This window comes from Bartonella saheliensis, from assembly GCF_902162175.1.
In genome coordinates, this window is sequence record NZ_LR607197.1 from 35,748 (window position 1) to 52,098 (window position 16,351).

Here is a 16,351-nt window from a genome sequence, read left to right on the forward strand (position 1 = left end):
TTTTTCGATAATTCATTTTTTGATATTTAAAACGATATTTAAAAACAGAAGGAAAGAGGTTGATGGAATTACAAAAAGATGAACTTTTTATTCCACGGATTTTATCTATTGCGGGAACAGATCCTTCTGGTGGCGCTGGAATGCAGGCGGATTTAAAGGTTTTTTCAGCTATGAAAACTTATGGTATGAGTGTGGTTACAGCTGTTGTTGCACAAAATACTCAGGGTGTGCGTTCTTTTCAAGCGTTAGATGCTTCTTTTGTTGCTGATCAGATTGATTCTGTTTTTGAGGATATCCACGTTGATGCCGTCAAGATTGGTATGGTTGCAAATGCTCAAATTGCACAGGCTATTGCAGAACGTCTTGCTTATCATAAAGCGCGTTTCATTGTTTTTGACCCGGTTATGGTGGCAAAAAGTGGTGATGTTCTTTTAAAGTCTGATGCCATTGAAATTATGCGTGATGTTCTTGTGCCGATGTCAACTTTGATCACGCCAAATTTGCCTGAAGCTGCACTGTTATTGGGATGTGATGTGCAATGGTCTTTGGAGACTATGTATCAATATGCTCCACGACTCTTGGCGCTAGGGTGTCATGCCGTTTTGTTAAAGGGCGGACATTTGAACACTCTTACCAAAAATAGTACAGAAAATTACGATTGTTCTAGTCCAGATCTTTATTGTGATCGTGAAAATTTGGTTATGCTTGAAGCTTCTCGTCTTTCAACCACACATGATCATGGGACAGGGTGTACCATTTCTGCTGCCATTGCAGCTTTATTGCCTACACAACCTTTGGATTGCGCCGTTAAACAAGCAAAAGATTATTTACATGGAGCGTTATCTGCCTCAAATGCTTTGCAAGTTGGGAAAGGACGAGGTCCACTTCATCATTTTTATGCATTGTGGAAAGATTGATATAACAGTTTATTGTGAAAAAATATTCACTCTATGAATTTGTTTCATCGTTATATGGTGTTTGGGATTTATCACACATAAGTGTTAGCGTATTGTAGCTTAACAGTTGTTTTGTATTTAAAAAGAATTAGAAAGAAAAAAGTTATAATTATATATATTTTTACGATTAATATATCGTGTGTAAAAGACATTTTAAATGTAAAAATTTAAGTAAAAAAAGAAAGCGAGAACCTCTTATAACTCAAGAGTTAATGGCAAAAAGGATAGAGGGAAAGACTTTTTACAAGGCGATATTAGAGCTCGTTGATCCTATCATATTCACTGTTGTATTGATTGGTTGGCTATATTTGCGTTCTGCTGAGAATAATAAATACTCTTTATTGATGAGCAAAAAAGAGGCCGTTGCTAAATGATCATGTGTTTATTGGAATAAACTTTAAATTCACCAAAGTTTATAAAACCCAGTTTTTTATAAATGCTCATTCCCTCGTGTGATGCTTGCATCCCAATAACATGATAATTCTTTCTTTTTAAATGTTGAATGGCAATTTTTGTCATGAATGTCCCAATACCTTTTTTCTGAAAATCTGGATGGGTAACAATATCATACACGCCACCAATGTCATCCGCTTTCATACAAAAACATATGGCTATAGGATTGTTATTGATATAACCAACGAACATATCTACATTAGGATCTTTTTTATAAAAGCTTCCTATTGTTTCATAAAATATGACTGCCTCTTTATCAAAAGGCTCGAAGACTGATGCCATAACATTTCCGTAATCTCTAAAATCTTGAAGTGATTCAATTTCCTTGATTTTGAAGTTATCTGGCTGAGACGTAATATGTGAATCTATATTTTGCGCTAAAGCTGCCATGCCTATTTCTGTTTCAATATGCTTTAAACCAATAGATAAGAGAACTTCATCAACTTTATAATGAGACGAATGAGATCCAACCCACCAAGCCAAAGGAAGTTTCTCTGCATTGAAAGAATCGATTATGGATTTTGCTTGGCTGAAAGCTATCGTTTCTTGTAAATTTTTAGCAGAGATAGAGATAATGTTGAATGTGTCTGAAGCAAATGTCGAATAGACCGAAAATACGCCATTTGCAAAATCAATAACCTGCATTTTGGGACATAGTTTTGGTAAAAAACGGACCTTTGAACAAAAATTATTTTCTAATAATAAGTTAATTTTTGTTTTGTTTAATATTTGTTTTCTTTGCTATTTCTCATTGATCTTTAATACTGAGGGGCGTAAAAAATCCGTTAGCTCAAAGGTGATCCCAAATTCTTTTACATAAGCTTTTATAAAATGAAAGGTCGCCAAAGATCTGCCACCAATGCTAAAAAAATTACCCTCGCGATGGCAAGAGACAATGCAAAATATTATTGGGGTGAAATATTGTTGGGAAAAATACTCTTAGCAAAGTTACAAGTTATTGTTGCCAAATAGCATTATAAACCAATGGGAATTGTTTCACGCTTATTTTATACGAGGAACCTAGAAAATTACAATGATTTCCTAGAAAAATGCTGTTTAAACCGCTTTCATATAAGTACTGACCATTTTTTCTGAGCTAAAAATGATTATTTGATGATCAAGGAGCAAAATCCCATGGATGCTTTACAAGAATTACGAATCTTAAAACATCCTTTGAAAGGTCTGTGAAGACCCTTTGAGAACCCCTTAAAAATCATGTGAAAGAAAATAAATTGGTACAAAACCTAGTGGCAAGCTACAGCTACAAAGAACGAATAAACCAAAATCCAACAATCAAAACCTAATGGAGCGGGCGATGGGATTCGAACCCACGACCCCAACCTTGGCAAGGTTGTGCTCTACCCCTGAGCTACACCCGCTCACCGATTCGATATATACTTTGCTTGTATGGCGTAGGCTTCTATGAATTGCAACAAAAAAATATCATCACAGTTTGATTTATTTTGTTTATGTTTCGATAAAATGAAATAAAGATTGATTTTAGAAGATTTTTCAGTAATAAATTGTTCCTTTTTTAATTTTGCGTGGAGAGGGGTGGAATATAATGTTGAAGAGAATAAACATATTAGCGATTATCATCGCAGCTGTTTTTATGATAAACAATGCTGCAAAAGCGGGTGATCAAGTTAAACACGTTAAAGTTGCTTTAACACAAATTATGATCCATCCTGCGGCGGATGCTGTTCGTAAAGGTGTGGAAGATGTTCTTGCAGAAAATGGCTATAAGCAAGGTGAAAATTTTCAACTGACTTTTTTATCAGCACAGGGAAATATTTCAACAGCAACGCAAATTGCACGTAAATTTGTTGGTGATAAACCCGATGTTATTGTAGCGATTACCACACCTTCAGCACAAACAATGCTTGCAGCAACAAAAACAATTCCTATCGTTTTTGCAGCGATTTCTGATCCTATTGGAGCTAAAATCGTTTCTTCGCTGACCAAGCCTGGTGGTAATATGACGGGGAGTTCTGATCGTATCGATGTTACTGAAAGTGTTAAACTTTTGCAAGAAGTAAAACCAGATTTGAAAAAAATTGGTTATCTTTATAATGCTTCTGAGGCAAATTCTGTTTCAACCCTTAAGACGTTAAAGGATGTCGCAAAAAAAGCTGGGATTGAAATCATTCCTTCATCAGCACCAAAGCCTTCAGATGTTCAAGCAGCAACACGCGCTTTAATCGGGAAGGTTGATGTTATTTTTGTTCCTGCTGATAACACAATTCTGTCTGTTTTAGAGGGAGCTATAAAGGTCACACAGGAAGCCAATATGCCTGTATTTACTGTTGATGCGAATACGATAGGACGTGGACCTTTTATGACGCAAGGTGTGAATTTCTACGATGTTGGGGTTGATGCTGGGAAGTTGGTTGTGCGTATTCTAAAGGGTGAAAAGCCTGGTGATATTGATGTTGTGCAGGCCGCTAATAATGACATTCGCATTGATTTGAAAGCAGCAAAAAAGGCAGGAATTGTTATCCCGCAGGCCGTTATTGACCGCGCAACAAAAGTGATTCAATAACTTTTGTTGATAGGGCGTTAATACAATTTCATACAATAAAGTACGTTACGTTTTCATGGGGATTGTCTTTACATGAATATATTTGCCTTTTCTGGCGCTGTGGAATTAGGTCTTATTTATGCCTTTGTGGCTATAGGGGTTTATCTCTCATTTCGCGTTTTGGATTTTCCAGATTTGACAGTTGATGGCTCATTTCTTCTTGGGTCCTGTGTCTGTGGCGTCTTGATTCTTTTAGGTTTTAATGCATGGACAGCTATGGCGTGTGCTTTTTGTGCGGGTATGGTAGCAGGTTTGGTAACAGCTCTGTTGAATTTGCGTTTTGGCATTTTGAATCTTTTGGCTTCTATTTTGACAATGTCAGCACTTTATACAGTTAATCTCCGTATTATGGGAATTATGGGAGGCTCTAATATTAATTTGGCGCTTTCTGATACAGCCTTAACACCCTTTTATAATTTGTTTGGGTTACCTGATATTTTTGTGCGTCCTCTTTTCGTTGGTGCTGTATTGCTTGTGGTGGCATTCTTGATCTGGCGCTTTTTGGAAAGTGAAATAGGTCTTGCTATGCGTGCAATGGGCGCTAATCCACAGATGGCGACGGCGCAAGGGGTTCATACCTCAGCATTGATTTATTTTGGTATGGGGCTCTCTAATGCTTGTGTTGCACTTGGTGGTTCTCTTTATATTCAAACTGCAATTGCAACAGATATTACCGGTGGAATTGGTACAATTGTTTTTGGGTTGGCTGCTGTGATTATTGGCGAAACTCTCTTTCGTACGCGCAATATTTTTTGGATTATAATCAGCTGTATTGTAGGGTCTGTGCTTTATCGTGTGGCCGTGCAATTTGCATTTGAGGCTAATGGAATTGGTATTGATACGTCGACAGATCTCCAGTTGATTACGTCACTGTTGGTTGTGTTAACCCTTATTGTGCCACGCTATTGGAGGAGGCGTAAACGTGATTGAGCTTTTTCATGTTGGGGTAACATTTAAACCGCAAACGCCTTTGGAAAAACAGGCTCTCATTGATATTAACCTCAAAATTGATCAGGGTAGCTTTGTTACGGTTATCGGTTCAAATGGTGCAGGTAAATCAACGTTGCTCAGTGTTTTGGCGGGAGCAACACTTCCCTCGACAGGAAAAGTGGTTATCAATGGACAAAATGTTTCTAGGCAATCAGTCAGTGAGCGTGCTGGAAAGGTGGCATGTGTTTTTCAAGATTCGTTAAAGGGAAGTTGTGGTTCTTTAACAATTGAAGAAAATTTGGCTCTTGCTGCTCTTCGAGGAAATCGTCGTAGTTTGCGCTCAGCTTTAAACCATGAAAAAAGGCAATTTTTTCGAGAAAAAATTGCGCAATTAGGCATTGGTCTTGAAGCATATATTCAAAATCCTATGGACAGTTTATCTGGTGGACAACGCCAAGCCGTTTGTCTTGTGATGGCAACGTTAGCCCATGCAGATGTCTTATTACTTGATGAACATACCTCAGCACTTGATCCTGGAATGGCTGATTTTGTGATGCGGTTGACTGAAAAAATCGTTGAAGAGAAAAAATTAACGACTATTATGGTAACCCATTCTATGCGTCAGGCTCTTGATTATGGCGATCGCACACTGATGTTGCATGGTGGAAAAGTGATTTTGGATGTCTGTCATGAAGAACGTAAAGGCTTGGATGTTAATGATTTGATTCACATGTTTCAGAAAGTTCGCGGGGAAGTTCTTGATAATGATGAACTATTAATGGATTAATGGTTTGGTTCAAAAAAAAGCACATGAGGTTGATCAATTTCTAACGCGTTTCTCACGTGCTTTTCCTATTGTTCTCATTTATGGACCAGATCGTGGTCTTGTTTGTGAACGTGCCCAACGTTTTGCCAAGCTTACAAAGGTTGCAATAGAAGATCCATTTTCGACAATTCGTTTGGATGCCGCTGAAATTGATAAAGATCCCGCACGTTTGGAAAATGAAGCGCGGACTTTATCCCTCTTTGGGGGAGATCGTTTGATATGGATCTCTAATGCTGCTAACCAGAAAGGTTTTCTTACAGCCTTAAAGCTTTTAATTGAAAAACCACCAGAGAAAAGTTTTATTCTCATCGAGGCAGGGGATTTGAAAAAAGGAACTGGGTTGCGCAATGCTGTTGAGACGGCAGCAAATGCAATGGCTTTACCTTGTTTTGCTGATGATATGCGTTCTCTTGACGGTTTGATTGATGAGGTTTTAGGACAGTTTAAGAAGACTCTTTCTTTGGATGCACGGAGATGGTTGCATGAAAGTTTAGGGGGCGATCGTCTTGTATCACGAGGTGAATTAGAAAAGCTTTGTCTTTATGCTTCAAATGTTCATATTACTCTTGAAGATGTGAAAGCTGTTGTAAGTGATGTCAGTGCTTTTTCTCAAGATGAAATCATTGATGCTCTTTTATTGGGCGATATATCAGGCTTTGAAGCGCATTTTAATCGACATGCAGCATTGCAGGGGGCGCTTTTTTTTATTTTAAGTACAGCACAAAGGCATTTTCAGCAATTACAGCTCTTGCGTTATCAGGTAGAGGTTGAAGGAAAATCGCCTTTTACAGCGGTTTCTCAAGCGCGTCCTCCTATTTTTTTTCAACGGAAAAAAATTGTGGAACAAGCTTTAAAATATTGGAAGTTAGAACATATTGCCTATGCTATGGAAAGAATTCAAACTGCTGTTTTAGAAAGCCGTAAAAATCCGCTTTTGGGTGAAGCTATTATTCGTCAAGCTTTGTTAGGGCTCACAATTATTGCACGACGGCAAATGGCAGCTTAACATATTTTAAAATATGATGATTTTTTTTATTTTGCGTACAGCTCAGGGGGATTTTCAGCAATTATGGCTCTTGTTGTATCAGATAGAGGTTGAAGAAAAATTGCCTTTTACGGTGGTTTCTCAAGTGCGTTCTCATATTTAGAGCAAGGCTTTTTCATAAACTTTTAGTGAAGTGAATCACATGAGGGGTGAGTAATATAAGGGGTCAGATAAAATTTATATATTCGGTATTTTTTATGAGAACGTGAGGCTTTTTATTTCTTCCTTTAAGTATTTTTATCCATATATTCTCTCTTGGGAGGTGCAAAAGATATAATTTTGATTAAACTCAACATAAGAAGGCTTAAAATGAAATAATCCTGCGGTATTTAAAAAATCTCTTTAAATATATAAATAATATAATAATCATTATGAATCAATGTGTTGTATGCTCATAAGCAATGAAGTGAGAATTTCAAAGTTTGTTGTTTCATTTTTCGTATGTTTTATAGGTAAAAATGATCTGTTGTTTATTTACACAGGGTAAACTGTATTATTCTCTCATTGTCGTTTTTTAATATTTTGCGCATAACTCATTAAGACGAAAGAACAGAAAAATTATGATTGTTACAACTGTCTTTGTTGCTGTTTACAAAGAATCTTTAAAGGTGAAAGATGCTCCCCATTCAATTTGAAAAAATAGCGCTCGTTGGGATTGGTCTGATTGGATCTTCTTTAGCAAGAGTGATTAAAAAGAAAAATCTTTCAGCTCAGGTTTCTATTGCAACGCGTCGTCAAGAAACTCTGGAAAGAGCGCGTGAATTGGAACTTGGAGATTTTTATACAACGGATAATGCAAAGGCTGTTGAAGGGGCTGATCTCGTTATTATCTCTGTTCCTGTTGGAGCGAGTGCAGAGGTGGCAAAAAACATTCATAATCATTTAAAGCCAGGGGCGATTGTGAGTGATGTTGGTTCTACAAAAGAATTGGTTATTACAGAAATGGCGCCTTTATTGCCAAAAACGGTTCATTTTATTCCGGGACATCCTATTGCTGGAACGGAATATTCGGGTCCTGACGCTGGTTTTGCTGATTTGTTTATGAATCGCTGGTGTATTTTAACACCTTTTGCAGATAGTGACGCGACAGCTGTCGCACGATTGACAGCGTTTTGGGAAGCTTGTGGGGCGCGTGTCGAAAAGATGGAGCCGAAGCACCATGATCTTGTGTTGGCGATTGTTTCGCATTTGCCACATTTGATTGCTTATAATACGGTTGGGACAGCGAGTGATCTAGAAAAAGTAACCAATTCAGAAGTGATTGCTTATTCTGCTTCCGGTTTTCGTGATTTTACGCGTTTGGCATCTTCTGATCCCGTTATGTGGCGGGATATTTGTTTGCATAATAAAGAGGCTATTTTAGAAATGTTGAGCCGTTTTAGTGAAGGGCTTGCTTTTTTAGAGCAGGCAATTCGTGTAGGTGATGGTGAAACATTGTTTAATTTTTTTACCCGTACGCGTGCTGTGCGCCGTAATATCATTGCGGCAGGTCAGGAAATTGATGCCCCTGATTTTGGTCGTCATAGCGTTTCTAAAGAGGGAATGTAAAATAAGGTATTTTTGAATTTTGTGCTGTTATTTTGCTTATTCTTATCATGCTTCTTTAAGATATCTGTTCTTTTAAATTGTTCGTTGTGATGAAGGTATAGCGCTGTACTTGGTCGTTTGTGCAACGATGTTTTATGCGACGACATTATGGTAGCGTCTGTAATGGAGGGTGATTCTCGTATAAAATAAAACGCTCCAAACAGAAGACATTTGATTGGTAAAATTTATTGGCTTTTTAGTTTTTGAATAGGGAGAGGCTTGACCACATAGATTATTGCCCTTTATACTAAAAAATGTTTGTTTTTAAAGTCTTTATGGTTTTCATAAAGCATGAGATAACTGAAAAAAAGATATTACCAGAAAGTATTGAGGTTTGTTAAGAAATATCTTTTGGTATAGCTATCGTGTTTTTGGTGACGCGATAAGTCATTATTGGCGTGATAATGGAAGTGCTTTTGCAAGCCATGTTGCGCTATCGGGTCTTTTAGCATTTTTTCCTTTTTTTATTTTTGGAACATCTTTTGCTCGTTTTCTCGGGGCTTTTACCTATACACCGCAAAAAATTAAAGCGCTGGTACAGCTATTGCCTGATGTTATTGCTGAGCCGTTATCTCAGGAAATTGTCAATGTTTTAACCCTTCATCAAGGAGGCGTGTTGACGCTTTCTGTCATTGGAGCGGCTTATTTTGCTTCTAATGGAATAGAGGCTTTGCGTACGGCTTTGAATAAAGCGTATCGTGTGACTGATCGACGGAGTTTGTTATTTTGTCGTTTTCAAAGTTTGTTTTTTGTCATTCTTGGCGCTTTTGGTCTTGTTGTGATGAGTTTTTTATTGATTTTAGCGCCTTTGCTGATCAAAATTATGCAAAATCACTCTTTTTTTATGACTGAATATATTGGGGTTATTCGTTTATGGCGTTATACAATTGCTGTGGTTATTTTGTTTATCAGTCTTTTGATTGTTCATAAATGGCTTCCAGCAGGAGAGCGGAAATTTATAGATATCTTACCAGGAATCGTGGTGACAATGTTTGTATGGTTTATGGCTTCTCTTGCTTTTGCGCAATATTTAACGATGTTTGATTATATTTCAACCTATGCGGGGTTAGCATCTATTATGGTTGCCATTATTTTTCTTTATATATTAAGTGCAATTTTTATTTTGGGGGGTGAAATAAACGCTGCAATAATGTTTTATCGCAATTGTTGGCAATCGCCTTGATGAATGAGAAAACTGTAGATCATATGAAAGCCAAAAGATGAGGCAGGAAATAAGACCAGCTATTACTTTATTGGTTGATGCGGATGCCTGTCCTGTAAAAGCTGAAATTTATCGCGTTATGAATCGTTATCAGCTTAAAACATTTATTGTCGCAAACCGTTTTCTTTCTCTTCCTCAAGAAGAACTCATTGAAAGAATCGTTGTTTCTGATGGGCTTGATAAGGCTGATGATTGGATTGTCGATCATGTGCATGAGGCGAGTATCGTTATTACCAGTGATATCCTTTTAGCAGAACGGGTTGTGCGGTCTGGGGGCATTTGTCTTTCGCCAACGGGGCGTATTTTTGATGCCAATTCAATCGGTAAAGCTTTAGTCATGCGCAATTTGATGGAAAATTTGCGAGAGCAGGGGCATGTCACAGGAGGACCACGTCCTTTTTGTGGAAAAGATCGTTCTGCTTTTTTGTCAGCGTTGGATTTGACAATCCAACGTTTAAAAAGACGTGGTTATTAGATTATTCTTCTTCTTTTATGACAGCTTTTATAAGTGTTTTGGCTTCATCATTGGCCCATGGCGCAGCCCCATTATAGGAAGCAATGAGATACCCCTTTTTATCAATGAGAAATGTGATGGGGAGTCCTAAAGCAAGCCCTTGTTTTCTCATGTCGTTGAAGATATTCATGGTTTCATCGCGATAGTAGACTAAATTATCTGCATGAATGTCTTGCAAAAATTGCTGAATTTTTTCTACAGAAGCGGCTTTATCGATATTAATCGCTATAACATCAAAGTTTTCTCCACCCAGTTCGCGTTTTAATGCTGCGAGTTCAGGCATTTCTGTGCGACAGGGCACACACCAGATAGCCCATAGATTGATGAGTATCGGTTTTCCGTTAAATTCAGCGAGTGTGTGGTCTTTTCCTTGAATATCCTTAAAAGAGAGGGTATTCATATCTAAGGGAGTATCCGTAAATCGTATGTGAGAAAAAAAGCCTGTTGCGGCTTTTTGGATTGTCATCATTTTTTTGTCTTGTATTTTTTCTGTCTTTTCTTTTGAAATGGAGTTGGCAAAAGAGGAGACTGTCTTGTCATGATGATTTTTTATTGCGTATAAACTGATACCAACTAAGATAATGGCAACAAAAAAGGATGCTATGAAAATTTGCCCCTTTTTGTTTTTCTTTTTTGGACTATTAAAATTTTGAGAAATCATGATTTTGTCCTTTTTATGGGTGTTTTTAGAATATGACAGATGAGAAGTTAAAGAATCCAATGTGGGGAGGACGGTTTATCGCAGGACCTGCTACAGTTATGGAAGAAATTAACGCCTTAATTGATGTTGATCAAAAACTCTATCGGCAAGATATTCAAGGTTCGCTCTCTCATGCTGAGATGTTAGCGCAAACAAAGATTATTTTACAGTCTGATTATGAAAAAATTTCTCATGGTTTAAAAATTATTCTTCAAGAAATTGAAGAAGGTAAATTTGTTTTTTCACGAAAGCTTGAAGATATTCATATGAATATTGAAGCGCGGCTGAGTGCGTTGATTGGTCCTGTTGCTGGGCGTTTGCATACGGCGCGTTCACGCAATGATCAAGTGGCTGTTGATTTTCGGTTGTGGGTTCGTGAGGCATTACAGAAAATAGCACAAGCTTTAAAGGAGTTGATAAAGCAATTACTTGCTCTTGCAGAAAAACATGTCAATACCTTTATGCCTGGATTCACACATTTACAATCTGCACAGCCCGTTACACTTGGTCATTATATGATGGCTTATGTTGAAATGTTTGGTCGCGATTTATCGCGGATGCGTGATGCTATTGAGCGAATGAATGAATCACCTTTGGGCGCTGCGGCTTTGGCAGGAACAAGTTTTCCGATTGATCGCTTTATGACAGCACAAGCGCTAGGTTTTCGAGAACCTACACGCAATTCAATAGATAGTGTTTCTGATCGTGACTTTGCCTTGGAATTTTTAAGCGCTGGTGCTCTTTGTGCCATGCATCTTTCGCGTTTAGCAGAAGAAATCATTCTTTGGTCAAGTCAACAATTTTGTTTTATTCGTTTGTCAGATGCTTTTTCAACGGGTTCGTCTATTATGCCACAAAAGAGAAATCCTGATGCGGCCGAATTAGTACGGGCAAAAGCAGGTCGATTAAATGGTGCGCTTATAGGACTGTTAACGGTGATGAAAGGATTACCGCTTGCTTATTCAAAGGATATGCAAGAAGATAAACAATATGTGTTTGATGGGGCTTTGAGTTTAGAATTATCACTGGCGGCAATGACAGGAATGATTGCTGATTTGAAAGTGAATAAAGAAGCCATGAAACAAGCCGCAGATTTGGGATATGCAACAGCGACAGATTTTGCTGATTGGCTTGTTCGCGAATTAGGGATTCCTTTTCGTGAAGCACATCACATGACAGGACAAGCTGTGGCATTGGCAGAAAAAAAACAGTGTCGTCTTCAGGATCTATCATTGGATGAGCTTCAAACAATATGTCCTGATATCAATGCGACACTTTTTGATGTTTTGACTGTTGAAAAATCTGTTGAAAGTCGCAAAAGCTTTGGAGGAACAGCGCCTGTAGAGATTCTTCGGCAAATTGCCTATTGGAAAAAACGTCTTGTGAGCGCTTGAGTGACTGTATTTTAAAGGTAAAAAAAAGAGATGAAGATAAGGAAAGAGGACAGATGAAAATTATAATAAAGGGGTTGATGATTGTCCTTTTGGGGGGCGTTGGTGTTGTTGGGTGTGGGCGTAAAGGATCATTGGAGGCACCTCCTGCAAGTTTGGGAAAGTCTGTGCGAGGGACATCTGCTGCTAAAAGTGAAGATGATCAACCGTTTATTCTTGATCGTTTGATAAAGTAGGAGGAAAATATGAATTTTTTCTCCTACCATCAAGGCATGCTTCATGCTGAAGGGTGCTCACTTGCTGCTCTTGCGCAGGAGGTCAAAACCCCTTTTTATTGTTATTCGGCTAATGCATTGGTCACACGTTTTAAGGACTATCAAAAGGCATTTCAAGGGATGCCCAGTCTGATTGCTTATGCGGTTAAAGCTAATTCTAATCAAGCAATTCTACGGCTTTTAGCGGCAAATGGGGCGGGCGCTGATGTGGTCTCAGAAGGTGAATTACGGCGCGCTCTTGCTGTTGGTATTCCAGCACATCGTATTGTTTATTCTGGTGTTGGTAAAACTGTGAGGGAGATAGATTTTGCTCTTTCTCAGAATATTTATTGTTTTAATGTTGAATCAGAACCAGAACTTGAACAGTTGTCACAACGTGCTGTTGCTTTGTCAAAGACAGCGCGTGTTTCATTACGCATTAATCCAGATGTCGATGCAAAGACTCATAAGAAAATTACAACAGGAAAATCTGAAAATAAATTTGGTATTCCATTGGTGTTGGCGAGAGAGGCTTACAAAAAGGCTGTCTCTTTACCTGGATTGCAGGTTTGCGGTATCGATATGCATATTGGCAGTCAAATTTGTGACTTAAAGCCGTTTGAGGAGGCATTCCTTCTTATTGCAGATTGTGTGCGCCAATTGTGGAGCGATGGTTATGCAATAACGCATATAGATATTGGTGGTGGGCTTGGTATTGCCTATGGTTGTGAACAACATAGCGTCCCCTCTCCTTTTGATTATGCTGCGCTGGTAAAGAAGCATATAGCTCCTTTAGGGATTAATATTGTTGTGGAGCCGGGGCGTAGCATTGTGGGTCAAGCTGGTGTGTTGGTAACCTCTGTTCTCTATTTAAAAAAGGGACAAGGGCGCAATTTTGTTATTGTGGATGCGGCGATGAATGATCTGATGCGACCAACGCTTTATGATGCTTGGCAGAATGTCGTCCTTGTGAAACAAGCAGCAAAAGACACCCCTCTTATTCGTGCAGATATCGTGGGTTCGGTTTGTGAGACTGGGGATTATTTAGCATTAGATCGCCATTTGCCGATTTTGGCATCCGGTGATCTTTTGGCAATTACGCAGGCTGGGGCTTACGGTGCTGTGATGGCAAGTACTTATAATAGCCGACTTTTGATCCCTGAAGTTCTCGTGCAAGATACGCGTTATGCAGTTATTCGTCCGCGTCTTGATTATGCACAATTGATGGAATGTGATCACATTCCTGATTGGGTTGAGCATTCTTAAATGTTTTTGGTCTTATTTTTACTAAACTTTGATGAAACAATTTATTTTCTGGAAATTGTCTTGTATGGGTTTTATGATCTTAATACACCACGGTAAAAGGGGAAAAATGCTTGTTTATGAAAAATAAAAACATCAAGAGCTTTGAAATAAAGCTTTTGTGTGTACGCATTTTGATGTGGGGGATCCTTTCATTTGAACGGGTATGGGTGCGATTGTTGCCATTTCTCCTTGTTCTTAGTCTTTTTTGTTCACTTAGCTGGTTGGGGGTTTTTGGCGTTTTAGGCTATTGGTTCCATTGGCTCTTACTTGGGGGGTTGCTTGTTTGTGCTGGGGCGAGTTTATTTTTTCTTATTGGTTTTCGGTTTCCCACAATGCGGGAAGTGGATCACCGTCTTGAATGCGTTAATGATCTTAAACACCAGCCTTTAAATATTCAAACAGATCATGTATGTTCTGAAAATGAAGAAGATTTTAGTGTTGTTATTTGGCGTGAGCATCAACGCCGAATGGCAAAGCAATTATACCATTTAAAAACTGGATTTATCTCTCTTAATAGTGCAGCTTATGATCCTTTGGCTTTAAGGGCTTTGTGTGTTCTCCTTTTTGTGTGTGCCTTTAGTTTTTCTTTTGGTTCACGTGGGGGACGCTTGGCTGATGCTTTTGATTTTCGTCCTGTGATTGATGAAAAATTCATGCGGATTGATGCATGGGTAACACCACCTGCTTATACTGGCGTGGCACCAATTTATTTGACAAAAGATGAGAAGACACAACTGAAAATTCCTGAAGGGAGTGATGTGGTCGTGCGTGTTGTCAATGGGGCTGGTGTTACAGTTAAAGCAAAAAATGTAGAAGATGGGCAGAAAGTTTTGTTTTCAGAGAAAGCGGAACAAACAGCTTTCAATGACCCAATTGTTCATTTTGAAACCCATTTAGAGCATTCAATGGATTTGTTTATCTCATCACGTCGTAAAAAACAGCAGTGGCATTTGCAGGTGATGAAAGATAAGCAACCAACAATTGATTGGTTGGAAAAACCAGGGCGGATTTTAACGGGGTCGTTAGAGTTGCGGTATATGTTGGATGATGATTATGGTGTGACAAAGGCTTTTGTTGAAATAGAGCCTCTTTTTCAGCATAAAAATGCTTCTTCTCTTTATCAAGCACCAGAAATAAAGCTTCTTCTTCCACGGGGTGGAAAAGGAAAAATGCGGACAGTGCATGATGTCTCAGCGCATCCATGGGCGGGTTCGCAAGCCAAAATTACTTTAGTGGCAGAAGATGGTGCAGGGCAGAAAGGGCGTAGTAAAACTTTTGTTATGATATTACCTCAGCGTGTTTTCTCAAATCCTGTTGCGCGTGCGGTTAGTGAATTGCGTCGTTTACTTGCTCTTGATGTTGCTGCAAGAGAACGTGTATTAGATATGCTTTCTGCTTTGCTGGTGCGTCCAGAAAAGGGGCTTCAAAATGTAACGCATTTTCTTGTTTTACAGAGTGCGTGGACAAGGCTTTCTTTGGCACAAACAGAAGAGGATTTGCGTGGTGTGGTGGATTATTTATGGCAGATTGCTTTAGGACTTGAAGGCAATCAGCTTGAATCTGCGCAAAAAAATTTAAAACAAGCACAAGCTGCTTTACGCGATGCACTGCGATATGGTGCTCCACCGGCAGAAATTGAACGGCTTATGGCGGATTTACGTCAAGCTATGGATGCGTATATTCAAGCTTTGGCTGAAAAAGAACCAGATAGTCAAGTTTCTAAAAATTCTAAAAGCTCAAAACATCCTAATCTTTCTGAAGATACGTTACAAGAAAAGCTGAATCGCATTGAAGAAATGGCTAAAACGGGTTCTTCTTTAGCAGCGGAACAGCTCTTGGCGGAAATTGAACAGACGCTTGATCACTTGCATGTGCAAAAAGGCAATCAAAATGAGGGAGAGAAAAGTCAATCTGCTCAAATGAAAGAAAAGATGGACCAACTTGGTGATTTAATGCGTCGTCAGCAAGAAATTCTCAATGAAACATATCAGTTAGAGATGAAACAAAAACGCGGGGAAAATGTACCGGAAAAACAAAAAAAATCTTTAAAAAAACGTCAGGCTGAATTGCAGGCTGAATTGTCAACATTGGAAAAAGAATTATCAGAACAGGGATTTGAAACAGGTGACGCATTAAAAAAAGCGGAAGAAAAAATGAATTCTGCAGAAGATGCTCTTGATCATGAAGATCATCAGGCATCTATACAAAATCAGTCTGATGCTTTGGAATCTTTGCGACAAGGTGCCCAAAGTATTTTGAAAAAAATGCGTGAAACACTCAAAGAAACAGGAAATGCGCAAAATGCTGATTCTGGTCTGAAAGATCCGTTAGGGCGTCCACTTTCTTCAAAAACAGATAAAGGACGAGAAGGTGAGGCACTCCCACAAGAAAGTGATCAAATGCGTACGCGGCAAATCTTGGATGAAATTCGCAAACGTTTGGGCAAGGAACATATTCCAGAAGTAGAAAAAAACTATCTTGAAAGATTGCTGCATTTTAATTAACAAATTGTTGGATTTTTTCTTAATTAAAGCGCTTGTAGGGCAATAATCACCTATTGTACGGTTTTTTTAGAGTCATTTAAGTT

15 protein-coding genes and 1 tRNA gene are annotated in these 16,351 nt (G+C 38.6%); 13 read left to right on the top strand and 3 right to left on the bottom strand.

What is annotated here, in order from left to right; translation table 11 throughout:
* The first annotated feature begins 62 nt into the window (after nucleotides 1–62).
* Nucleotides 63–917, top strand: a complete 855-nt coding sequence (gene thiD, locus FS875_RS01975; RefSeq protein ID WP_144752320.1) for a bifunctional hydroxymethylpyrimidine kinase/phosphomethylpyrimidine kinase — start codon at nucleotides 63–65, stop codon at nucleotides 915–917.
* Between the two features lie 405 nt (nucleotides 918–1,322).
* Here the strand turns inward: thiD and FS875_RS01980 are convergent, their stop codons facing one another.
* Nucleotides 1,323–2,054 carry a GNAT family N-acetyltransferase gene (locus FS875_RS01980; protein WP_246067840.1) on the bottom strand — a complete coding sequence of 244 codons (732 nt, stop codon included), beginning with the start codon at nucleotides 2,052–2,054 and terminating at the stop codon, nucleotides 1,323–1,325.
* A gap of 186 nt (nucleotides 2,055–2,240) precedes the next feature.
* Here FS875_RS01980 and FS875_RS10115 point away from each other — a divergent pair, with 186 nt between their 5' ends.
* Nucleotides 2,241–2,381 carry a hypothetical protein gene (locus FS875_RS10115; RefSeq protein ID WP_166428877.1) on the top strand — a complete coding sequence of 47 codons (141 nt, stop codon included), beginning with the start codon at nucleotides 2,241–2,243 and terminating at the stop codon, nucleotides 2,379–2,381.
* 332 nt (nucleotides 2,382–2,713) lie between these two features.
* On the opposite strand, the gene FS875_RS01985 is transcribed toward FS875_RS10115, so the two are convergent.
* Nucleotides 2,714–2,788, bottom strand: a tRNA-Gly gene (locus FS875_RS01985).
* Between the two features lie 185 nt (nucleotides 2,789–2,973).
* On the opposite strand from FS875_RS01985, the gene FS875_RS01990 reads away from it, so the two are divergent.
* From FS875_RS01990 to FS875_RS02025, 7 genes are all read left to right on the top strand, one after another.
* Nucleotides 2,974–3,951, top strand: coding sequence for an ABC transporter substrate-binding protein (locus tag FS875_RS01990; RefSeq protein WP_144752327.1), 978 nt, complete (start codon nucleotides 2,974–2,976; stop codon nucleotides 3,949–3,951).
* Nucleotides 3,952–4,023: 72 nt separating this feature from the next.
* Nucleotides 4,024–4,920, top strand: coding sequence for an ABC transporter permease (locus FS875_RS01995; RefSeq protein ID WP_144752330.1), 897 nt, complete (start codon nucleotides 4,024–4,026; stop codon nucleotides 4,918–4,920).
* Nucleotides 4,913–5,707: an ABC transporter ATP-binding protein gene (locus FS875_RS02000; RefSeq protein WP_144752333.1), complete on the top strand. Its 795-nt coding sequence runs from the start codon at nucleotides 4,913–4,915 to the stop codon at nucleotides 5,705–5,707. The genes FS875_RS01995 and FS875_RS02000 overlap by 8 nt, the downstream gene beginning before the upstream one ends.
* Nucleotides 5,708–5,711: 4 nt before the next feature.
* Complete coding sequence (gene holA, locus FS875_RS02005; RefSeq protein WP_144752336.1) at nucleotides 5,712–6,752, top strand: DNA polymerase III subunit delta; 1,041 nt, start codon at nucleotides 5,712–5,714, stop codon at nucleotides 6,750–6,752.
* A gap of 654 nt (nucleotides 6,753–7,406) precedes the next feature.
* Nucleotides 7,407–8,339, top strand: a complete 933-nt coding sequence (locus FS875_RS02015) for a prephenate/arogenate dehydrogenase family protein (protein ID WP_144752339.1) — start codon at nucleotides 7,407–7,409, stop codon at nucleotides 8,337–8,339.
* Between the two features lie 373 nt (nucleotides 8,340–8,712).
* Nucleotides 8,713–9,561 carry a YihY/virulence factor BrkB family protein gene (locus FS875_RS02020; protein ID WP_144752342.1) on the top strand — a complete coding sequence of 283 codons (849 nt, stop codon included), beginning with the start codon at nucleotides 8,713–8,715 and terminating at the stop codon, nucleotides 9,559–9,561.
* Nucleotides 9,562–9,598: 37 nt separating this feature from the next.
* Nucleotides 9,599–10,075, top strand: coding sequence for a YaiI/YqxD family protein (locus FS875_RS02025; RefSeq protein ID WP_144752345.1), 477 nt, complete (start codon nucleotides 9,599–9,601; stop codon nucleotides 10,073–10,075).
* A 1-nt stretch (nucleotide 10,076) separates the two neighbouring features.
* Here the strand turns inward: FS875_RS02025 and FS875_RS02030 are convergent, their stop codons facing one another.
* Nucleotides 10,077–10,775, bottom strand: a complete 699-nt coding sequence (locus FS875_RS02030) for a TlpA disulfide reductase family protein (protein WP_144752348.1) — start codon at nucleotides 10,773–10,775, stop codon at nucleotides 10,077–10,079.
* Nucleotides 10,776–10,807: 32 nt separating this feature from the next.
* Here FS875_RS02030 and argH point away from each other — a divergent pair, with 32 nt between their 5' ends.
* From argH to FS875_RS02050, 4 genes are all read left to right on the top strand, one after another.
* Nucleotides 10,808–12,208: an argininosuccinate lyase gene (argH, locus tag FS875_RS02035; protein WP_144752352.1), complete on the top strand. Its 1,401-nt coding sequence runs from the start codon at nucleotides 10,808–10,810 to the stop codon at nucleotides 12,206–12,208.
* A 53-nt stretch (nucleotides 12,209–12,261) separates the two neighbouring features.
* The gene (gene lptM, locus FS875_RS02040) at nucleotides 12,262–12,441 is read left to right on the top strand and encodes an LPS translocon maturation chaperone LptM (RefSeq protein WP_144752355.1); all 180 of its coding nucleotides are present in this window, start codon (nucleotides 12,262–12,264) and stop codon (nucleotides 12,439–12,441) included.
* A gap of 9 nt (nucleotides 12,442–12,450) precedes the next feature.
* Complete coding sequence (lysA, locus tag FS875_RS02045) at nucleotides 12,451–13,725, top strand: diaminopimelate decarboxylase (protein WP_144752359.1); 1,275 nt, start codon at nucleotides 12,451–12,453, stop codon at nucleotides 13,723–13,725.
* 116 nt (nucleotides 13,726–13,841) lie between these two features.
* The gene (locus FS875_RS02050) at nucleotides 13,842–16,268 is read left to right on the top strand and encodes a TIGR02302 family protein (RefSeq protein ID WP_144752362.1); all 2,427 of its coding nucleotides are present in this window, start codon (nucleotides 13,842–13,844) and stop codon (nucleotides 16,266–16,268) included.
* Nucleotides 16,269–16,351 lie beyond the last annotated feature (83 nt).